Source organism: Xanthomonas hortorum pv. pelargonii, assembly GCF_024499015.1.
GTDB classification, from domain to species: domain Bacteria; phylum Pseudomonadota; class Gammaproteobacteria; order Xanthomonadales; family Xanthomonadaceae; genus Xanthomonas; species Xanthomonas hortorum_B.
On sequence record NZ_CP098604.1, the window covers coordinates 4,516,732 to 4,533,923 of the forward strand.

Genomic DNA, 17,192 nt, shown 5'->3' on the forward strand with positions numbered 1-17,192 from the left:
CACCATCGCGGGACACGCCGCAAGTACGTCCATGTAGGCTCTTACGCGGCATCCATGCCGCGTAAGGTCCCGCGATGGTGGGGCGGGCAAGGACCAGTCGAGATGGTCGGTGTGCATGTTAGGCTTTGAGTAAAGCAGCCAGCAAACTCTCTGGTGCGGTGTCCTCACCGATTGCGGGACCGTGTGGCGGCATGGATGCCGCTACCGAGCCCCCATGAACGGGTTCACGGCGTGTCCCGCGAACGGTGAGGGCACCGCGCCCTCGACTAATCTAGCTTTGATTGTTGGTCTTTCGCTTGCCTCGGCAAGGCCTCAACCGAACTCGTAGTTCATCAACGGCCCGGTCGGTGCGACGAAGTCGCCTTGCACGTAGTCCACGCCGGCACTGAAGAAGCTGCTCATCGACTGCGCATCGGCCACGAATTCGGCCACGGTAAGAATGCCGGCCGGTTGCGCACGCGAAGTGATCTCGCGAATTTTTTCCTGACTTTCGCGGGCCGATGCGACATCTCCGGTGATACCGCGGTCCAGCTTGAGAAAAGCCGGCTGGAAGTGCGCCAGCAACTGGAACGAATCCAGGCCCGAACCGAATTGTTCCAGCCCCACCTTGCAGCCCATCGAAGACAGCGAGGCCAGAAACTGCTGGGCGTTGCGCAGATGCGTGAACACCTTCGATTCCGGCGTCTGCAACCACAGCCGCTCGCCGGGCACGCCGTACACCGCCAACTGCTCGCGGATGGTGTCGATCATCTGTGGGTCGGAGAACGAGTTCGGTCCGATCCGTACCAACAGGTGTGTCTTGTGTCCGGCACGTTGCCGCTCGCCGAGCTGGCGAATCGCGCGCGCCACCACCCAGCGGTCGATTTCGGTGATCAGGTCGTGCTCTTCGGCGATGGCGATAAACGCGTTCGGCGACATGATTTCGCCATTGCGTTCCAGCCGCAGAAACGCCTGGTACAACTCCACCGGTTCGCCCTGCAGGTTGAGCACAGGCTGGTAGTGCAGCGAGAAGCCATCGCCGATCAGTGCTTCGCGCAGCTGTTCTACCCAACGTTCGATGCGTTCTTCTTCGGCGCGATCAGAGGCGGCGGGGTCATAGATGCTGAGCGCATTGCCGCCGAGCTCGGCAGTGGTGCGTACCGCCTCGGTGCCGCGATTGAGCACCTGGCCGATGCTGGCGATCTTTTCGCCGATCTGTACCCCGCCAATGCTCACCGTGACCGTGGCCGAGCGCGCGCCGATGCTGAAGACATGCTGCGCGAACGCATCGCGCACCATTTCAGCCAATGCGTGGGTACGCGCGTAGTTGCCGTCCATCAGCAACGCAAAGCTGTGCTCGCCGAAGCGCGCCGCCACCACGCTGTCATCCAGCACGCTGGCCACATGCGCGGCCAGGGCGGCGATCAACGCGTCGGCCGAATCCAGGCCGATTTCGGGCAATAGCCGCGCGTAATGGTCCGGCTCGATCAGCAGGAAGCCGGATTGGCCTTCGCTGCGACCGGCCCGTGCCACCGCCTGTTCCAGCGCGACCATGAAGGTCGGCCGGTTGAGCAGGCCGGTGACCTGATCGCGTTGGCGCAGATCTTCGACCTCGCGTGCCAGTTCCGGGTCGAATTCCTCGCGGCGGCGGAACACCACCTGGATGCACGGCTCGCCTTCATACGTGGCGGTGGCAAATTCCATCGTCGCCGGGAAGGTGTCGCCTTCCAGTCGGCGCGCGTCGACCTTGTATTGCGCCGGCGGCGGTTCGCCCTTGGACAGCGACTTGAGCAATTGCTTGAAATCGTCGACGTATTGCGCGGCGATCATGTCCAGCAACGATACGCCCTCGACATCCTCGAACGACTCGAAGCCGAACATCTCCAGATACGCCTCGTTGGCACGGATATGCATGCCCTCGTGCACGTAGGCGATGGGGTCGCGCGAAGAGGCGATCAGGGCATCGCACCGCCGCTCGGTTTCGCGCATCTGCGCTTCGATGCGACGCAGTCCGCGCCGGGCCTGCAGATCGGCCCATTCCGAACGCACCAGTGCCAGCAGATGCTCGGGACGATTCCGCAGCACGAGCGCGCGAATGCCGTGCGAAGCAGCCTCGACCAACGCGTTTTCTTCGATCCGTTCGGCCAGCAGAATGATCGGAATGTCCTTGCCGCTGCTCGCGATCTGCTGCTGAAGCGCGTTCATCGGAATCTGCAGCGCCTGGCCATGCAGGGCCAGATCGATCTGGCCGGACAACATGCTGGCGAGGTCGTCCAGGGTCTGCGGCCGCGATGGACGCACTGCAATGCCGCCGTTGCGCAACGCGGTCACGATCGCCTCCGCGCTCTCGACACTGTCGTCGACGATCATCAAGCGGAGGGTGAGATCTTTACCTTTCTGCATGCGCGGCTTCCTGGAGACGGCTCTAAATACACGAAGGGGGTCGGAGGCGTCCATGTGTGTGGACAAGACCGCATCCGGGGTGAGACTTGGTCCACGTTTCTATAACCCAGCATAGGCTTAAGCGACGCTTCCTGCGGCGTGACCGGATGCCCATGCCCACTGAAAGTTGTAGCCGCCCAACCATCCCGTCACATCCAGCACCTCGCCGACGAAATACAAGCCGGCCACCAGACGCGACTCCATGGATGCACTGGAGACCTGGTTGGTATCGACACCGCCGAGCGTTACTTCAGCGGTACGGTAGCCTTCGGTTCCGCTGGCGACCAGCGGAAATGCGCCGAGCAGGTCGGCCGCGGCCTGCAGTTGCGGCGGATCGAGCTGACGCACCGGCTTGTCCGGCAGCCACACTTCGCACAGGCGCTGCGCAAAGCGTCGCGGCAGCACGTCGGCCAGTACATTGCGCAGTTCGGTGGCGCCGCGTTGATGTTTTTGTTCGCGTAACCAGGCTGCAGCATCCTGGCCGGGCAGCAGGTCCAGGCGCAGATCATCGCCGGGCTGCCAAAACGAGGAGATCTGCAGGATCGCCGGGCCACTGACCCCGCGGTGGGTAACCAGCATGAAATTGCGAAAGCTGACCCCGTTGCAGTGCGCCTCGACCGGCAAGGCCAGCCCGGACAACTCCTGCAGCCGCTCCTGATGCTTGCCACTCAGCGTCAGCGGAACCAGCCCGGCGCGTGTCGGCAGCAGCTCGTGGCCAAACTGTTTGGCCAGCGCATAGCCGAAGCCGCTGGCGCCCATGCTCGGAATCGACAGCCCGCCGGTGGCGACGATCAGCGATTGCGCCTGCACGCGCCCCTGGCTGGTTTCGATACTGAAGCCATCGCTGTCGCGCCGCACCGAGCGTACTTCGCACTCGGTACGCACCTGCACGTCAGCCGCTTCGCACTCGTCCAGCAACATGCGCACAATCTGCTTGGACGAGATGTCGCAGAACAGCTGTCCCAGCTCTTTCTCGTGATAAGCGATGCCGTGGCGCTCGACCATTTCCACGAAATCCGACGGGCTGTAGCGGGCCAGCGCGGATTTGCAGAAATGCCGATTGGCCGACAGAAAGTTGCCTGGCGTGGTGCCGGTATTGGTGAAGTTGCAGCGCCCGCCACCGGACATCAGGATCTTCTTGCCGATCTTGTTGGCGTGGTCGATCACCAGCACCTGGCGGCCACGTCGGCCGGCGGTGAAGGCGCTCATCAGTCCAGCCGCGCCGGCACCGATGACCAGCACGTCGTAACGCGTGCTCATTCGGCCGGGGCTTGCCGCACCATCGGGGTCAGGGTGACGTTGCCCTGATCTGCGAGCATCTGCACCTCGCCGTCCTGGATGATCACATCGAAGCGCATGCCGCGCTGGATCAGGGCGCCAAGCGCCTCGGTGGCCTGCGAATCGAGCTCCAGCACGCGCAGGTTGCGTTGTCGGCCGAGCGCATTGGCCTGCTTCTTCCACCAGGTTTCGGTGGCCTGGCCGCCATAGCCGATCACCACTGCCTCACGCGAGCGATTGCAGGCCTTGCGCACGCGGCTTTCGTCCGGCTGGCCGAGGTCGATCCACAGATCCGGGTCGCCGGTGTAATCGCGCCGCCACAGGTCGGGCTCGTCGTCGTTGCTCAGCCCGCGGCCGAACTCCAGACGGTCGTCGGCAAACAGCGCGAACGCCAGCAGCCGCACCATCAGGCGCTCGTCGGTTTCGGAAGGGTGCTGGGCCAGGGTCAGTGAATGGTTGGCGTAATAGCCACGGTCCATGTCGCTGATCTGAAGTTCCGCCCTGCGGACGGTGGCGGTAAGAGCCATCAGGATGCCGATTGCAAAGGGCGCTCATGATACGCCGCCGCTGCAAGCCCGGCGTGCTGCGCTAGGCGCGCGGTTGCGCTGCCAGCCAGCGGTCCAGTTGCGCAGCAAATGCCTGGCGGTCGCGTGCATGCAGCGCAGGCGGCCCACCGGTGGCGACGCCGGCACCGCGCAGTTCTTCCAGAAAGCTGCGTACCGACAGGCGCTCCTTGATGGAGTTGCCGGTGAATGGCTCGCCGCGCGGGCTGATGGCGGTCGCGCCTTGCTCCAGGACACGGGCAGCCAATGGAATGTCCTGCGTGACGACAAGATCGCCGGCGGCAACCCGTTCGGCAATGGCATCATCGGCCGCGTCCGGTCCGCCCGGCACCTGGACGGCGCGCACATGCGCCAGGCGTGGCGTGGGCAGGAAATGATTGGCGACCAGGGTCACTGCGGTGCCGGTGCGCACGGCTGCTCTGAACAAGATGTCGCGGACCACGGCAGGACAGGCATCGGCATCGACCCAGATCTGCGCCTGGGTTGGCGTACTCGGCGTATTCATAAGGTGATATCGATAGGGAAGGGACCTGACATGCGGTCGGATTTGGCCCGATAGTAAAAATTTTGACGCGGGGTGTCGCTTTTTATTGGAATCGCGAGTATTGTGCACTCACTGTGTTTGCAAGGGTCACCGTGAATCGTGGCCTGATGCAGCCGGATCGTTACAGATCTCGCTTCATCGTTCCGCTTTACCAACGCCTGCAACTCAGTCTCAGCTCCGGCTTTTCGGACGCTGCGATTTATCAATCAATAGTTCAGGAGTTAGTAAATGTCAGAACGTCTAAACGGTACTGTGAAGTGGTTCAACGATGCCAAGGGCTTCGGCTTCATCACCCCGGAAAGCGGCCCGGACCTGTTCGTGCACTTCCGTGCCATCCAGGGCACCGGCTTCAAGTCGCTGCAGGAAGGCCAGAAAGTGAGCTTCGTCGCCGTGCAGGGCCAGAAGGGCATGCAGGCTGACCAGGTGCAGGCGGTCTAATCCGTCTGCAACCGTAAGGTTGCCAAAAACGCCGGTCGCGCAAGCGATCGGCGTTTTTTATTGGGCGTCTTTTGAGCAATGCGTTTGCATCGTCAGCAGCGCGGGGCCTGCAGGCGCGAGTGAGCGCGGCGACGACGCAGGGATGGGTAGGATGTGCGCTTTCCGCGCGCAGCCCTTCTCATGATCACTGTCCACCATCTCAATAATTCCCGTTCCCAGCGTGTGCTGTGGCTGCTGGAAGAACTGGCGCTACCGTACCAGATCGTGCGGCATGAGCGCGATTCCAAGACCATGCTGGCGCCGGCCGCATTGCGTGCGATCCATCCGCTGGGCAAATCGCCCCTGATCGTGGATGGCGATCTGACCGTGGCCGAGTCCGGCGCGATCATGGAGTATCTGACCGAACGCTACGATACCGAATGCGCGCTGTCGCCATCGCCGCGTCCGCAGGATTCGCCGGAGCGCATGCAGTTTCGCTACTGGATGCATTACGCCGAAGGCTCGGCGATGCCGCCGTTGTTGATGACGCTGATCTTCGCGCGCATTCGCAGTGCGCCGATGCCGTTTTTCGTCAAACCCATTGCACGCGCGATTGCGGACAAGGCGATGTCGGGCTTCGTCAGCCCGCAACTCAAGCTGCATCTGGACTGGATGGAGCAGTCGCTGCAGGCCAGCAACTGGTTCGCCGGTGAGCGCTTTACTGCGGCTGACATCCAGATGAGCTTTCCGGTGCAGGCCGCCGCGGCGCGTGGTGGCGGATTTGAAAATTATCCGCGTTTGCGCGCGTTTCTGGAGCGGATCGAAGCGCGTCCGGCGTATCAGGCCGCGCTGAAAAAGGGCGGCCCGTTCGAGCTGATGGGACGCAAATCCCCAGAGTAATGCTGGCAGCGGCTTGGCGAGGCGTAATGCTGCGGCAAGCAGCGATCACTTTGCTGGCCGCCAGTCGTCTGGTTTGCGACTTCCCAATCCCCACGTCCAATCCCGCGCGCAACCACCTGCGCGCGCACGTCCAGACCTCAGGGCGCGCGACACTGCCGCAGGAACTGCAAGGTGTCGCGCATCACTTGCGATTCCTTGCGGAGTGACAGCACCAAACGCATATGGCCCATTCCTGGATAAAAAATGCGGTGCGCCTGGACCCCCGCCTGTTGTTCGGCGGCAGCGAGAACCGTGCTGTTACGCGGTTCCACCACGTGGTCGGCATCGCCGTGCAGCAGCAACATCGGCGGCTCGTCCCCATCCACATGACGAATGGGTTGCGAGGCTTCCTGTTCGGTAGGTGAAGTGCCGAAGATCTGGATCAATTCAGGGTCGGTCATCGGCGAGAAGTCGTAAGGGCCTGCGAGGCCGACGAAACCGCAGAGTTGGCGTGGCTGCATGCCCTGTGCCTGCAGCCATCGGCGATCGGTGGCGAGCAGTCCTGCGATGTACGCACCGGCGGAGTGGCCCATCACCGCCAGGCGGGCAGGGTCTCCGCCGTAGGCGCGTGCGTGCTGATGGCTCCAGGCGGTGGCCTGTGCGGCATCGCTCATGAAGCCGTCCAGCCGGACCTGCGGATACTTTCGATAGTCGGTCACCATCACCACCATGCCCTCGCGGGCCAGCGAGCGGCCGACCCAGCGATAGTTGGCGCGGGCGCCACGCTTCCAGGTGCCGCCGTAGAAAAACACCACCACCGGCGCATCGACGGCGCCGCGCGGTTGGTAGACGTCCAGCGCCAGGCCGTGTTCCGGGTCGAAGACCTCGTTGCGGTGTTCGATGACGCCAGTGCGGCTGGATGCAGCGTTGATGCCGCCGAAGAACACGCTGCTGCAGGCGCTCAGGCTTAACGCGCCGAGTAGCAAAAGGGCAGGGCGAAACCAGCGGGAAGTGTGCAAGCGCATGAGTAGGGTCGCTGTAATAACTGAAGAGGAATGAATCTGCGGCTGTTGTGATGTGCGAGTGCGGCTGGATGCTGCAGTTCAGCGTGTCTGGAATGGGGATACGAGGCCGGTAGCGAATAGGATGCGCGGTTCACCCATGCGAAGTTCACCCGCTCTGGCCTAGGCTTGTCGCCATGACAGATATCCAGTTCGACAACCGTCTGCGTCAGCAGTTGCCTGGTGATCCGGAAGAAGGGCCGCGTCGCCGGGATGTGGTCGCTGCCTGGTCGTCGGTGTCGCCGACGCCGGTCGCAGCGCCCAGGCTGCTGGCCTATTCCGCCGAGATGGCGCAGCAACTCGGGCTGGACGAGGCCGAGATTGCCAGTGCCCGTTTTGCCGAGGTGTTTGGCGGCAACGCGTTGTCTCCGGGCATGCAGCCGTGGGCGGTCAATTACGGCGGGCACCAGTTCGGGCATTGGGCCGGCCAGCTCGGCGATGGCCGGGCCATTTCGCTGGGCGAGGCGATCGGGGTCGATGGTGGTCGCTACGAATTGCAGCTCAAGGGCGCCGGTCCCACGCCTTACTCACGCGGCGCCGATGGGCGCGCCGTGCTGCGCTCGTCGATTCGTGAATTCCTGTGCAGCGAAGCGATGCACCATCTGGGTGTGCCGACAACGCGCGCACTGAGCCTGGTCACGACCGGCGATGCAGTGGTGCGCGACATGTTTTACGACGGTCGCCCGCAGCGCGAGCCCGGCGCCATCGTATGCCGGGTGGCGCCATCGTTCATTCGCTTCGGCAATTTCGAATTGCCCAGTGCGCGCGGGGATAGCGCGCTGCTGCGGCAGTGGGCGGATTTCACCATTGCACGCGATTTCCCGGAGTTGGAAGGTGCTGGCGAGAATCTGTACGCGGCCTGGTTTGCGCAGGTCTGCGAGCGCACCGCCGTGATGGTGGCGCACTGGATGCGGGTCGGTTTCGTGCATGGGGTGATGAACACCGACAACATGTCGATCCTGGGCCTGACCATCGATTACGGCCCATATGGCTGGGTCGACGACTACGACCCGGACTGGACGCCGAATACCACCGACGCGCAGGGCCGGCGTTACCGCTTCGGCACCCAGCCGCAAGTGGCGTACTGGAACCTGGGACGCCTGGCGCAGGCGCTCGCGCCACTGTTTGCCGATGCGGCGCCGTTGCAGCAGGGGCTGGATCACTTTCGCGATACTTACCTGGGCTGCGACCGCCGCGACACCGCGGCCAAGCTGGGTCTGGCCGATTGTCGCGACGAGGATCTGCACTTGATCGATGCGCTGCGTGAGTTGATGCACGCGGGCGAGATGGACATGACGCTGACATTTCGTGGCCTGATCGAGTGGTCGCCGGAGCATCCCGACCCGGAGCTGCTGCGCGAAGCGTTCTACGACCAGGACAAGCGCCTTGCGCACGCCGGGCAGTTGCAGGAATGGCTGCAACGCTATGCCACACGGCTGGGTCAAGACACGCTGTCGCCGGACCAACGCCGCGAACGCATGCGCCTGGCCAACCCGCGCTACGTGCTGCGCAACTATCTGGCGCAGCAGGCGATCGATCTGGCAGAGCAGGGCGATCCCTCCGGCGTGCAGGAATTGCTCGAGGTCATGCGCCGACCCTACGACGACCAACCGGGCCGCGATGCGTTTGCCGCGCGGCGGCCGGAGTGGGCGCGCGACCGCGCCGGCTGTTCGATGCTGTCGTGCAGTTCCTGACGCACTCAGATGCACGTATGTCGTAAACGCGGCGTCACGGGTCTACGCAGCCTAGAATAGGATGGTCCCCACCGGCCTTGACGCCATCGCCACCATGACTGACTGCACCCGCTGCGCCGGCAATACTTCTTCCGGACCCAACCATTGGGCTGAACGGATCCGCGACATCGCCGACTTTCCCAAGCCGGGTATCGTCTTCAAGGACATTACCCCGCTGCTGTCGGACGGCCCGGACTTTGCCTCGGCGCTGGACGAAATGGCGCAGCCCTGGCGCACCACGCCGCTGGACGCGGTCCTGGGCATCGAGGCGCGTGGTTTCATTCTGGGCGCGGCGCTGGCGCGCGAACTGCGCACCGGTTTTGTGCCGGTGCGCAAGCCCGGCAAGCTGCCCGGACGGACGTTGGTCCAGGAATACGCGCTGGAATACGGCACCGATCGCATCGAAATGCACGAGGACGCGTTGCCGCGTGGCGCGCGCGTGTTGATCGTCGACGACGTGCTCGCCACCGGCGGCACGCTGCGCGCGGCGCTGGGGCTTGCTGCACAGCTGCAACTGGAAATCGTCGGTGCGGCGGTGCTGGTCGAGTTGCTGGCGCTGCAGGGCCGCAGCAAGTGGGCCGATGACGTGCCGTTGCTGGCCACGTTGAGCTACTGATTCATACAGACTGCCGCTCGAGCGTCTGGCGACATGGATGCGCGAGGTGCGCATCCATGTAGATGGTGCGGGGCAGGCGCTTCAGTCCCTCCGCTTGATCGTATGGCCGGCAGGATATCTGCCGGGCCGCTGATTACAGCTTGCTGACCCGGAACCGGCGTCCCTTGATCTTGCCCGCATGCAGATGCGCCAGTGCCTTGGCGACGTGTGCGCGGGCGATGGCGACATAGGAGCGGGTGGGGTAGATCGCGATCTTGCCGATCGCCGCGCCCGAGAGCCCGGCTTCGCCAGTCAACGCGCCCAGGATGTCGCCGGCACGCAGCTTGTCGGTCTTGCCGCCGTCGATGCGCAAGGTGGTCATGGCCGCCTGCGGCAGCTGTGCCGGGCGCGCGGTGGCCAACGGTGCACGCGACCACTTCAGCGGCTGGCCTTGTTCGGCTTCCAGTGCCTGGGCGCGCCCTGTTTCGCGTGAGGCCACCAGGCTGAGAGCAAGCCCGCGCTTGCCCGCGCGCGCGGTGCGGCCGATGCGGTGGCGGTAGGTTTCGGTATCGGTGGGCAGCTCGTAATTGACCACCGCCGCCAGGTCTTCCACGTCCAGCCCGCGGGCGGCCACATCGCTTGCCACCAGCACGTTGCAGCTGCGGTTGACGAAGCGCACCAGCACTTCATCGCGGTCGCGCTGTTCCATGTCGCCATGCAGGGCCAGCGCAGAGAAGCCGAATTCCTGCAGCGAGCCGGCCACTTCGTCCACTTCCTTGCGGGTATTGCAGAACACCACGCTGGACTCGGGATTGAAGCGCAGCAGCAGCCCGGCGACGGCTTTCTGTCGATAGGTCGGGTCGACCTCGAAGAATTGCTGGTCGATTTCCGGCGCGTTGTCGGCGCCTTCGACGGTGATTTCGATCGGGTCCTTCAGGATTTCGCGCGCAAGCGTACGGATGATGTCCGGGAAGGTGGCCGAAAACAGCAGGCTCTGACGGTGTTTGTCGCAGCGGCTGGCAATCTCGCGGATGGGTTCTTCGAAGCCCATGTCGAGCATGCGGTCGGCCTCGTCCAGCACCAGCGTACGCACGCCACCCAGATGCAGTGCGCGCTTGCGGGCCAGTTCCTGGATGCGTCCGGGCGTGCCGACCACCACTTGCGGGTCGTGCGCTTCCAGCGAGGCCAGTTGCGGGCCCAGCGGCATGCCGCCGGTCAGTACCACCAGTTTCATGTTCGGAATGCCGGTGGCCAGCTTGCGCAGCTGCTTGCCAACCTGATCGGCCAGCTCGCGGGTAGGACATAGCACCAGCGCCTGCGCGCGGGTCAATGCGGGATCTAGCTTTTGCAGCAGGCCCAGCCCGAAGGCAGCGGTCTTGCCGCTACCGGTCGGCGCCTGGGCGATGACGTCCAGCCCCTGCAGGATCGGCGGCAGGCTTTGCGCCTGGATGGGAGTGAGTACGGTGTAGCCAAGGGCGTCGATGCCGGGGGCCAGGGCCGGCGACAGCGGCAGCGCGGAGAATTCGTTCATGGGGCATTTTAGCGGGAATCGGGAGTGGGGAATGGGGAATCGCAACGGCGAGGCTTTTCCATTCCCGATTCACTATTCCCGATTCCCGTACAATTGACCCATGCCTTTAATCACTCTGCAAAGCGTCGACTACAGCGTCGGCGGCCCCTTGTTGCTGGAAAAAACCGACCTCACGATCGAGCCGGGCGAGCGTATCGCCCTGATCGGCCGCAACGGCGCCGGCAAATCGACCTTGATGAAATTGATCGCCGGCGAGCTCAAGCCCGACGACGGCGAAGTGCGCGTGCAACAGGGCGTGCGTATCGCGCGGCTGGAGCAGGAGGTGCCGCAGGGCACCGGCGGCAGCGTGTTCGAGGTGGTGGCCGATGGCCTGGGCGAGCTTGGCCATTGGTTGGCCGAATTCCATCAGCTCAGCCATGCCGAGGTGTTCGATGGCGATGCGTTCGGCAAGGTGCAGGCCAAGATCGACGCGGCCGACGGTTGGGCGCTGGATCAGCGCGTCACCGAGACGCTGACCAAGCTGGAACTGGATGGCGATGCGGAGTTTGCGCGCTTGTCCGGAGGCATGAAGCGTCGCGTGCTGCTGGCGCGCTCGCTGGTGTCTTCGCCGGACGTGCTGCTGCTGGACGAGCCGACCAACCATCTGGATATCGAAGCCATCGATTGGCTGGAGTCGTTCCTGAAGAACTGGAACGGCAGCGTGTTGTTCGTCACCCATGACCGGCGCTTCCTGCGTGCATTGGCCACGCGCATCGTCGAAATCGATCGCGGCCAGGTCACCAGCTGGCCCGGCGACTGGGCCAATTACGAGCGCCGTCGCGAAGAGCGGCTCAATGCGCAGGCGCAGGAAAATGCGCGTTTCGACAAAATGCTGGCGCAGGAAGAAATCTGGATCCGGCAGGGCATCAAGGCGCGGCGGACCCGCGACGAAGGCCGTGTGCGGCGTCTGGAATCGATGCGCAACGAACGTGGCCAGCGCCGCGATCTGAGCGGCAATGTGCGCATGGAAGTCTCGCAGGGCGAGTCGTCCGGCAAGAAGGTGATCGAGACCAAGGAGGTCGGCTTCGCGTTCGGCGCACGCACGATGGTCAAGGATTTTTCGACCATCATCCAGCGTGGCGACCGCATCGGTCTGATCGGCCCCAACGGCAGCGGCAAGACCACCTTGCTCAAGCTGTTGCTGGGCGACTTGCAGGCGCAGCAGGGCGAAATCCGCATCGGCACCAATCTGCAGATCGCGTATTTCGATCAGTACCGCTCCACGTTGCGCGAGGACTGGAGTGCGATCGAAAATGTGGCCGAAGGCCGCGATTTCATCGAGATCAACGGCAAGCGCAAGCATGTGCATGCGTACTTGCAGGACTTCTTGTTCACCCCGGAGCGCGCCCGCGCGCCGATCACCCGTCTCTCCGGTGGCGAACGCAATCGCCTGCTGCTGGCGCGGCTGTTTGCGCAGCCGTCCAACCTGCTGGTGATGGACGAACCGACCAACGATCTGGACGTGGAAACGCTGGAACTGCTGGAAGAGCTGCTCGGCGAATACACCGGCACCTTGTTGCTGGTCAGCCATGACCGCGACTTCCTCGACAATGTGGTGACCTCCACGCTGGTGATGGAAGGCGAGGGCTTGGTCGGCGATTACGTTGGTGGTTACAGCGATTCGCTGCGTCAGCGCCGCACCCCGGCGCCCAACGCGATGGCGGTTGCCAAGGCATCGGCGACGGCGGCTGCGACTACGCCAGCGGCGCCTGCCGTCGCACCGGCGGAAGCTGCGCCCAAGCGCAAGCTCAGCTACAAGGATGCGCGCGAACTGGAGCAGTTGCCGGCCTTGATCGACAGCCTGGAGCAGCAGGTCGCAGCGCTCACCAATGCGATGAACGATCCGGCCTTCTATCAGCGCGACAGCGCAGCGATGGCCGCGCATACCGCCGCGCTGGGCGATGCACAGGCGCAGCTGGATGCGGCGTTCGCGCGCTGGAGCGAGCTGGATAGTTGATGGCTCAACCGGCGTGCGACTGCGTGCCGGTCTTTTGGTTTTAGGCGCGGCAAACAAGCATCGCGAGCTGATAGATGACTTGTAGAGCGGCTGATCTGCGGGTTTGCTGCAGGGCCCTTGCCCGCCCACCATCGCGGGACACGCCGCAAGTACGTCCGTGTAGGCTCTTACGCGGCATCCATGCCGCGTAAGGTCCCGCGAGGGTGGGCGGGCAAGGACCAGTCGAGATGGTCGGTGTGCATGCTTTTGAACAAGGCAACCTATTAACTGTCTGGTGCGGTGTCCTTACCGATTGCGGGACCGTGTGGCGGCATGGATGCCGCCACCGAGCCTCCACGGACGGATTCACGGCGTGTCCCGCGAGCGGTGAGGGCACCGCGCACTCGACTAACCAGGCTTTGATTCGCATCTAGATTTCGCTGCCATTTCCGACAGTGCGTCATTCGCCAACGAAGGCGAGTGCGGCCAACATGTTGCCGCCATCGCTACAGCGTTTGTTAGCCGCTCTCAGTCGCAAGCACTCGCAGGCGCCACAAACGCTGCAAATGTGAGCCCGCGAGCGGCCCAGGTGGTTGCGGCTTCGTCGAGAATATCCAGCAAGGTGTTGCGATCGTTTGGTGCAGTGCGCGCCAGTGCGTCTGCGCCGTTGATCAACAGCGCATAGCCATGTGATGCGGGCAGCCAGGCCAGGTCGCGCAAGGCATCGGAGAGCGCGTCCCAGTTGCGACCGAAGCTGGCCGGGAAATCCAGTTGGGTGGCCAGGCGCATCAGCAACATGTGCTTGTCGTTACAACTGGCCAGATCCACACGCAGGATGTGCAGGCCGGCGTCGCGGGCGAGCGCGGCCATGGTGTCCAGATCGTCGGTGTCGGCTTGATAAACGCCTGATTGTTGCGGATCGGACAGGTCCAGTGCGAAGTCGCCTGCGCTCATGGCGCCTGCTCCGGCGTGGGGCCTTTGAACGATTTGAAGCTCTGGTAATGATCGTCGCTGTAGTACCACGCTTGCGGCGGCGTGCCGCCGGTGACGATGCGGCGTGCGCCGCGGTCAGGGCTGCCGGGCGTCTCCACGGTGTACTCGTGGTAGTAGCCGCGCGCACGCTCGGGCAGGCGTTGTTCGCGATTGCCGAATACGCTGCCGTCTTGCGCATGCGGGAACGGCCCGCCGCGCTGGATCAATACGATGGTGGCCATCGCTTCGGTCGGCAGAAAACCCGGAAGACCCTGCTGCCGAGGCGTCTGTTCGGGCGGCGCTGTTGCGGCGATCGGCGCGTTGAGCTGCGGCGCGAACTGCGGCTTGGGCGTCTGCATCACGCGCACGACCCATAAGCCGGCGACGAGCAGCACGATGGCGACGATCAGCAAAGCGGGCTTGCGCATGAAGATGTCCAGAAACGGAAGTATGGAGACAGCAGATCAAGTATGCCGTTGCACGACTGTGTCGACTTTGAACGCCGCGGTATGTGTACGCCTGCGCGATTCACGCCCAAGTAACCGGGGCATGGTGCAAGGTGTGCAGCGAACACGACGCGGTGCGCGATGGGATGAAGTTTCCCTGCCAGCACTCTTGGTAAGCGCCGCCGCCGTCCCTACTATTTATCCCGCAACGCCCGGTCTTCGCCGGGCGGCAAGTCCAGGAGACACGCATGGCTTACACCCTTCCGCAGTTGCCCTACGCCTACGACGCGCTGGAACCGAATATCGATGCGCAGACGATGGAGATCCATCACACCAAGCATCACCAGGCCTACATCAACAACGTCAATGCGGCGCTGGAAGGGACGGAGTATGCGGACCTGCCGGTCGAAGAGTTGGTGTCCAAGCTGAAGAGCCTGCCGGAGAACCTGCAGGGCCCGGTGCGCAACAACGGTGGTGGCCACGCCAACCATTCGCTGTTCTGGACCGTGCTGTCGCCCAACGGCGGCGGCGAGCCCAAGGGCGAGGTCGCCAAGGCGATCGACAAGGACATCGGTGGTTTCGAGAAGTTCAAGGAAGCCTTCACCAAGGCCGCCGCTAGCCGCTTCGGCTCGGGCTGGGCGTTTTTGAGCGTGACCCCGGACAAGAAGCTGGTGGTCGAAAGCACCGCTAACCAGGACAGCCCGCTGTTCGAAGGCAACACCCCGATCCTGTGCCTGGACGTGTGGGAACACGCGTACTACCTGAAGTATCAGAACCGTCGCCCGGAATACATCGGCGCGTTCTATAACGCAGTGAACTGGGAAGAAGTCGAGCGCCGCTACCACGCTGCGATCGCCTGAGTCTTGAGTTGACGCTGTAACGCAAGAAGGCCGGGAGCGATCCCGGCCTTCTTCGTTTGCTGCGGTCTGTCGTGTAGGAGCGACCTTGGTCGCGAAGAGGCGTTCCCTGGGAAAGCTTCATCGCGCGCAAGCGCGCTCCTACGATTGCCGGAGCGCCGATCAGAACTTGGCGTCGAACTCGCACGCGTAGCCGGTGTTGACGATGACCTTCTGCAGCGCATCGCTGATCTTGATGTTGCCGGCCACGATCTGCTGCGTTTCCGGGCCCATGTTGTCCATGCGCGGCGGGGTGGCGCCCTTGTAGTCGCAGACCCGGCCACCGGCTTCGCGCACCAGCAGCACGCCGGCGGCGATGTCCCAGGCTTTGACGCCGGCTTCGAAATACGCATCGGCGCGGCCGCACGCCACATAGGCCAGATCCAGTGCGGCAGAACCGGTGCGACGCACATCTTCGGCCTGCACCAGCAGCGCATCGACGCACTTCAGCTGCGCACTGATGCGTGCACGCTCGCGCGGCGGGAAGCCGGTGTGGACCATCGCGCCCTCCAGGTCCTTGCGTTCGGCAATGCGGATGCGGCGGTCGTTGAGTACCGCGCCGGCACCGCGGCTGGCGGTGAACAGCTCGTTGCGCAGCGGGTCGAAGATCACCGCATCGGTGGGCTCGCCGTTTTCCACCAGCGCGATCGACACGCAGTAATGCGGAAAACCGCGCAGGTAGTTGCTGGTGCCATCCAACGGGTCGATGACCCAGGTGTAGCGGCCACTCTTGCCGCCCTGCACGCCGCCTTCTTCGCCGAACACGGCGTACTCGGGGTAGCCGCGCTTGAGTTCCTTGATGATGACCTTCTCGGCATCGGCATCGACTTCGCTGGCGTAATCCATGCGGCCCTTCTGCACCACATTGAGCGAGTCGAGCTTGTTGATACCGCGCAACAGCACATTGCCGGCGAGGCGGGCGGCTTTGACCATGACGGTGACGGCGGGTTTCTGCATGGTTAAAGCTCCCGTGAAGGCAGAATTGAAGAATTGGCGAAGGTAAAAGAGCGGTCCGGCACGAAACCGGTCGCGCAGTTTACCATCTACGACCGAACAGCTCCCCAATCTCCGTTCATGTCCGTCAGTCAGCGCATCCGTTTTGTTCTTGTCGGTACCCAGCATCCAGGCAATATCGGCGCCGCCGCGCGCGCGATGAAGACGATGGGGATCTCGCGTCTGGCGCTGGTCGCTCCTGAGCGCGCCCTCGACGAGGACGCCTACCGGCGCTCTGCCGGTGCCGAGGACGTGCTCGGCGATGCACCGGTCTTCGCTACGCTGGGCGAGGCGGTGGCCGATTGCACGTTGGTGATCGGCTGCACCGCCCGCGCGCGCCGGGTGGCGTTGGAAGAATTGCTGCCGGACGCTGGCGCACGCCGCGCCCTGGCCAAGGCCGGCGAGCCGGCGGAAGTGGCGATCGTGTTCGGCCGCGAGCGCACCGGGCTGACCAACGACGAGTTGCAGCTCTGCCACGCGGCCGTGCATATCCCGTCTGACCCGGCTTTCAGTTCGCTCAACCTGGCCGCCGCAGTACAGGTGCTGGCCTATGAAGTGCGGCTGGCACAGTTGGAAGCGGGCCAGGCGGAACCGGCGCCGGCAGCCACCACCGGCGCACTGCGCGAAGGCCCCGCCAGTCACGCGCAACTGGAAGGCATGTTTGCCCAGTTGGGCGAGACGCTGGACGACATCGATTTCCACAAGGGCCGCGCGCCGGAGTCGGCGATGCGCAAGCTGCGGCGGCTGTTGTTGCGCACCGAAATGAGCGAGCAGGAGGTGCGCTTGCTGCGCGGCATCCTGTCCGATGCCCAGCGCATGGCCATGCTGGCAAAGCGGGCCGGAAACTGACGCCTGTCACATCTTGAGAGATTCGGCTAGGCTGTCGGC

At 64.0% G+C, this 17,192-nt stretch carries 16 protein-coding genes; 7 read left to right on the forward strand and 9 right to left on the reverse strand.

The window, feature by feature from the left end:
- Positions 1 to 312: 312 nt before the first annotated feature.
- From NDY25_RS19295 to NDY25_RS19310, 4 genes are all read right to left on the reverse strand, one after another.
- On the reverse strand, positions 313 to 2,382 hold the full coding sequence (locus tag NDY25_RS19295; protein ID WP_168957365.1) for a GGDEF/EAL domain-containing response regulator: 2,070 nt from the start codon (positions 2,380 to 2,382) through the stop codon (positions 313 to 315).
- Positions 2,383 to 2,499: 117 nt separating this feature from the next.
- Complete coding sequence (locus NDY25_RS19300) at positions 2,500 to 3,681, reverse strand: BaiN/RdsA family NAD(P)/FAD-dependent oxidoreductase (protein WP_256627630.1); 1,182 nt, start codon at positions 3,679 to 3,681, stop codon at positions 2,500 to 2,502.
- A complete protein-coding gene (locus NDY25_RS19305) occupies positions 3,678 to 4,226 on the reverse strand; it encodes a YaeQ family protein (RefSeq protein WP_168957367.1) in 549 nt (182 codons plus the stop codon). The genes NDY25_RS19300 and NDY25_RS19305 overlap by 4 nt, the downstream gene beginning before the upstream one ends.
- A 61-nt stretch (positions 4,227 to 4,287) precedes the next feature.
- A complete protein-coding gene (locus NDY25_RS19310) occupies positions 4,288 to 4,767 on the reverse strand; it encodes a YaiI/YqxD family protein (protein WP_115040185.1) in 480 nt (159 codons plus the stop codon).
- Positions 4,768 to 5,034: 267 nt separating this feature from the next.
- Between NDY25_RS19310 and NDY25_RS19315 the strand changes: the two genes are divergently transcribed.
- On the forward strand, positions 5,035 to 5,244 hold the full coding sequence (locus tag NDY25_RS19315) for a cold-shock protein (protein ID WP_168957368.1): 210 nt from the start codon (positions 5,035 to 5,037) through the stop codon (positions 5,242 to 5,244).
- Between the two features lie 180 nt (positions 5,245 to 5,424).
- Positions 5,425 to 6,123, forward strand: a complete 699-nt coding sequence (locus tag NDY25_RS19320; RefSeq protein WP_168957369.1) for a glutathione S-transferase — start codon at positions 5,425 to 5,427, stop codon at positions 6,121 to 6,123.
- 137 nt (positions 6,124 to 6,260) lie between these two features.
- Here NDY25_RS19320 and NDY25_RS19325 read toward each other — a convergent pair whose 3' ends face one another.
- Positions 6,261 to 7,127: an alpha/beta hydrolase gene (locus NDY25_RS19325; RefSeq protein ID WP_168957370.1), complete on the reverse strand. Its 867-nt coding sequence runs from the start codon at positions 7,125 to 7,127 to the stop codon at positions 6,261 to 6,263.
- A 173-nt stretch (positions 7,128 to 7,300) separates the two neighbouring features.
- On the opposite strand from NDY25_RS19325, the gene NDY25_RS19330 reads away from it, so the two are divergent.
- Together NDY25_RS19330 and NDY25_RS19335 are read left to right on the forward strand one after the other, a co-directional pair.
- Positions 7,301 to 8,857 (forward strand): protein adenylyltransferase SelO, encoded by a 1,557-nt coding sequence (locus NDY25_RS19330; protein WP_168957371.1) that lies wholly within the window; start codon positions 7,301 to 7,303, stop codon positions 8,855 to 8,857.
- Between the two features lie 94 nt (positions 8,858 to 8,951).
- The gene (locus NDY25_RS19335) at positions 8,952 to 9,512 is read left to right on the forward strand and encodes an adenine phosphoribosyltransferase (RefSeq protein WP_168957372.1); all 561 of its coding nucleotides are present in this window, start codon (positions 8,952 to 8,954) and stop codon (positions 9,510 to 9,512) included.
- 133 nt (positions 9,513 to 9,645) lie between these two features.
- On the opposite strand, the gene dbpA is transcribed toward NDY25_RS19335, so the two are convergent.
- Positions 9,646 to 11,022 carry an ATP-dependent RNA helicase DbpA gene (gene dbpA, locus NDY25_RS19340; protein WP_006452773.1) on the reverse strand — a complete coding sequence of 459 codons (1,377 nt, stop codon included), beginning with the start codon at positions 11,020 to 11,022 and terminating at the stop codon, positions 9,646 to 9,648.
- Between the two features lie 100 nt (positions 11,023 to 11,122).
- On the opposite strand from dbpA, the gene NDY25_RS19345 reads away from it, so the two are divergent.
- Complete coding sequence (locus NDY25_RS19345) at positions 11,123 to 13,018, forward strand: ATP-binding cassette domain-containing protein (RefSeq protein ID WP_168957373.1); 1,896 nt, start codon at positions 11,123 to 11,125, stop codon at positions 13,016 to 13,018.
- 507 nt (positions 13,019 to 13,525) lie between these two features.
- Here the strand turns inward: NDY25_RS19345 and NDY25_RS19350 are convergent.
- Positions 13,526 to 13,951 carry a barstar family protein gene (locus NDY25_RS19350; RefSeq protein WP_168957374.1) on the reverse strand — a complete coding sequence of 142 codons (426 nt, stop codon included), beginning with the start codon at positions 13,949 to 13,951 and terminating at the stop codon, positions 13,526 to 13,528.
- Complete coding sequence (locus NDY25_RS19355) at positions 13,948 to 14,397, reverse strand: guanyl-specific ribonuclease (protein WP_168957375.1); 450 nt, start codon at positions 14,395 to 14,397, stop codon at positions 13,948 to 13,950. The genes NDY25_RS19350 and NDY25_RS19355 overlap by 4 nt, the downstream gene beginning before the upstream one ends.
- Positions 14,398 to 14,663: 266 nt before the next feature.
- On the opposite strand from NDY25_RS19355, the gene NDY25_RS19360 reads away from it, so the two are divergent.
- A complete protein-coding gene (locus NDY25_RS19360) occupies positions 14,664 to 15,275 on the forward strand; it encodes a superoxide dismutase (protein ID WP_168957376.1) in 612 nt (203 codons plus the stop codon).
- 159 nt (positions 15,276 to 15,434) lie between these two features.
- On the opposite strand, the gene NDY25_RS19365 is transcribed toward NDY25_RS19360, so the two are convergent.
- Entirely contained in the window at positions 15,435 to 16,268 is an 834-nt protein-coding gene (locus tag NDY25_RS19365) for an inositol monophosphatase family protein (protein ID WP_168957377.1), read from the reverse strand.
- A 117-nt stretch (positions 16,269 to 16,385) separates the two neighbouring features.
- On the opposite strand from NDY25_RS19365, the gene NDY25_RS19370 reads away from it, so the two are divergent.
- Positions 16,386 to 17,153: an RNA methyltransferase gene (locus NDY25_RS19370; RefSeq protein ID WP_168957378.1), complete on the forward strand. Its 768-nt coding sequence runs from the start codon at positions 16,386 to 16,388 to the stop codon at positions 17,151 to 17,153.
- Positions 17,154 to 17,192 lie beyond the last annotated feature (39 nt).

Bases quoted from the DNA above. Each gene is read 5' to 3' on its own strand.
- NDY25_RS19365 (WP_168957377.1), bottom strand. From the start codon at position 16,268: ATGCAGAAACCCGCCGTCACCGTCATGGTCAAAGCCGCCCGCCTCGCC.
- NDY25_RS19325 (WP_168957370.1), bottom strand. From the start codon at position 7,127: ATGCGCTTGCACACTTCCCGCTGGTTTCGCCCTGCCCTTTTGCTACTC.
- NDY25_RS19300 (WP_256627630.1), bottom strand. From the start codon at position 3,681: ATGAGCACGCGTTACGACGTGCTGGTCATCGGTGCCGGCGCGGCTGGA.
- NDY25_RS19335 (WP_168957372.1), top strand. From the start codon at position 8,952: ATGACTGACTGCACCCGCTGCGCCGGCAATACTTCTTCCGGACCCAAC.
- NDY25_RS19305 (WP_168957367.1), bottom strand. From the start codon at position 4,226: ATGGCTCTTACCGCCACCGTCCGCAGGGCGGAACTTCAGATCAGCGAC.
- NDY25_RS19295 (WP_168957365.1), bottom strand. From the start codon at position 2,382: ATGCAGAAAGGTAAAGATCTCACCCTCCGCTTGATGATCGTCGACGAC.
- NDY25_RS19330 (WP_168957371.1), top strand. From the start codon at position 7,301: ATGACAGATATCCAGTTCGACAACCGTCTGCGTCAGCAGTTGCCTGGT.
- NDY25_RS19320 (WP_168957369.1), top strand. From the start codon at position 5,425: ATGATCACTGTCCACCATCTCAATAATTCCCGTTCCCAGCGTGTGCTG.
- NDY25_RS19360 (WP_168957376.1), top strand. From the start codon at position 14,664: ATGGCTTACACCCTTCCGCAGTTGCCCTACGCCTACGACGCGCTGGAA.
- dbpA (WP_006452773.1), bottom strand. From the start codon at position 11,022: ATGAACGAATTCTCCGCGCTGCCGCTGTCGCCGGCCCTGGCCCCCGGC.
- NDY25_RS19350 (WP_168957374.1), bottom strand. From the start codon at position 13,951: ATGAGCGCAGGCGACTTCGCACTGGACCTGTCCGATCCGCAACAATCA.
- NDY25_RS19310 (WP_115040185.1), bottom strand. From the start codon at position 4,767: ATGAATACGCCGAGTACGCCAACCCAGGCGCAGATCTGGGTCGATGCC.
- NDY25_RS19315 (WP_168957368.1), top strand. From the start codon at position 5,035: ATGTCAGAACGTCTAAACGGTACTGTGAAGTGGTTCAACGATGCCAAG.
- NDY25_RS19370 (WP_168957378.1), top strand. From the start codon at position 16,386: ATGTCCGTCAGTCAGCGCATCCGTTTTGTTCTTGTCGGTACCCAGCAT.
- NDY25_RS19355 (WP_168957375.1), bottom strand. From the start codon at position 14,397: ATGCGCAAGCCCGCTTTGCTGATCGTCGCCATCGTGCTGCTCGTCGCC.
- NDY25_RS19345 (WP_168957373.1), top strand. From the start codon at position 11,123: ATGCCTTTAATCACTCTGCAAAGCGTCGACTACAGCGTCGGCGGCCCC.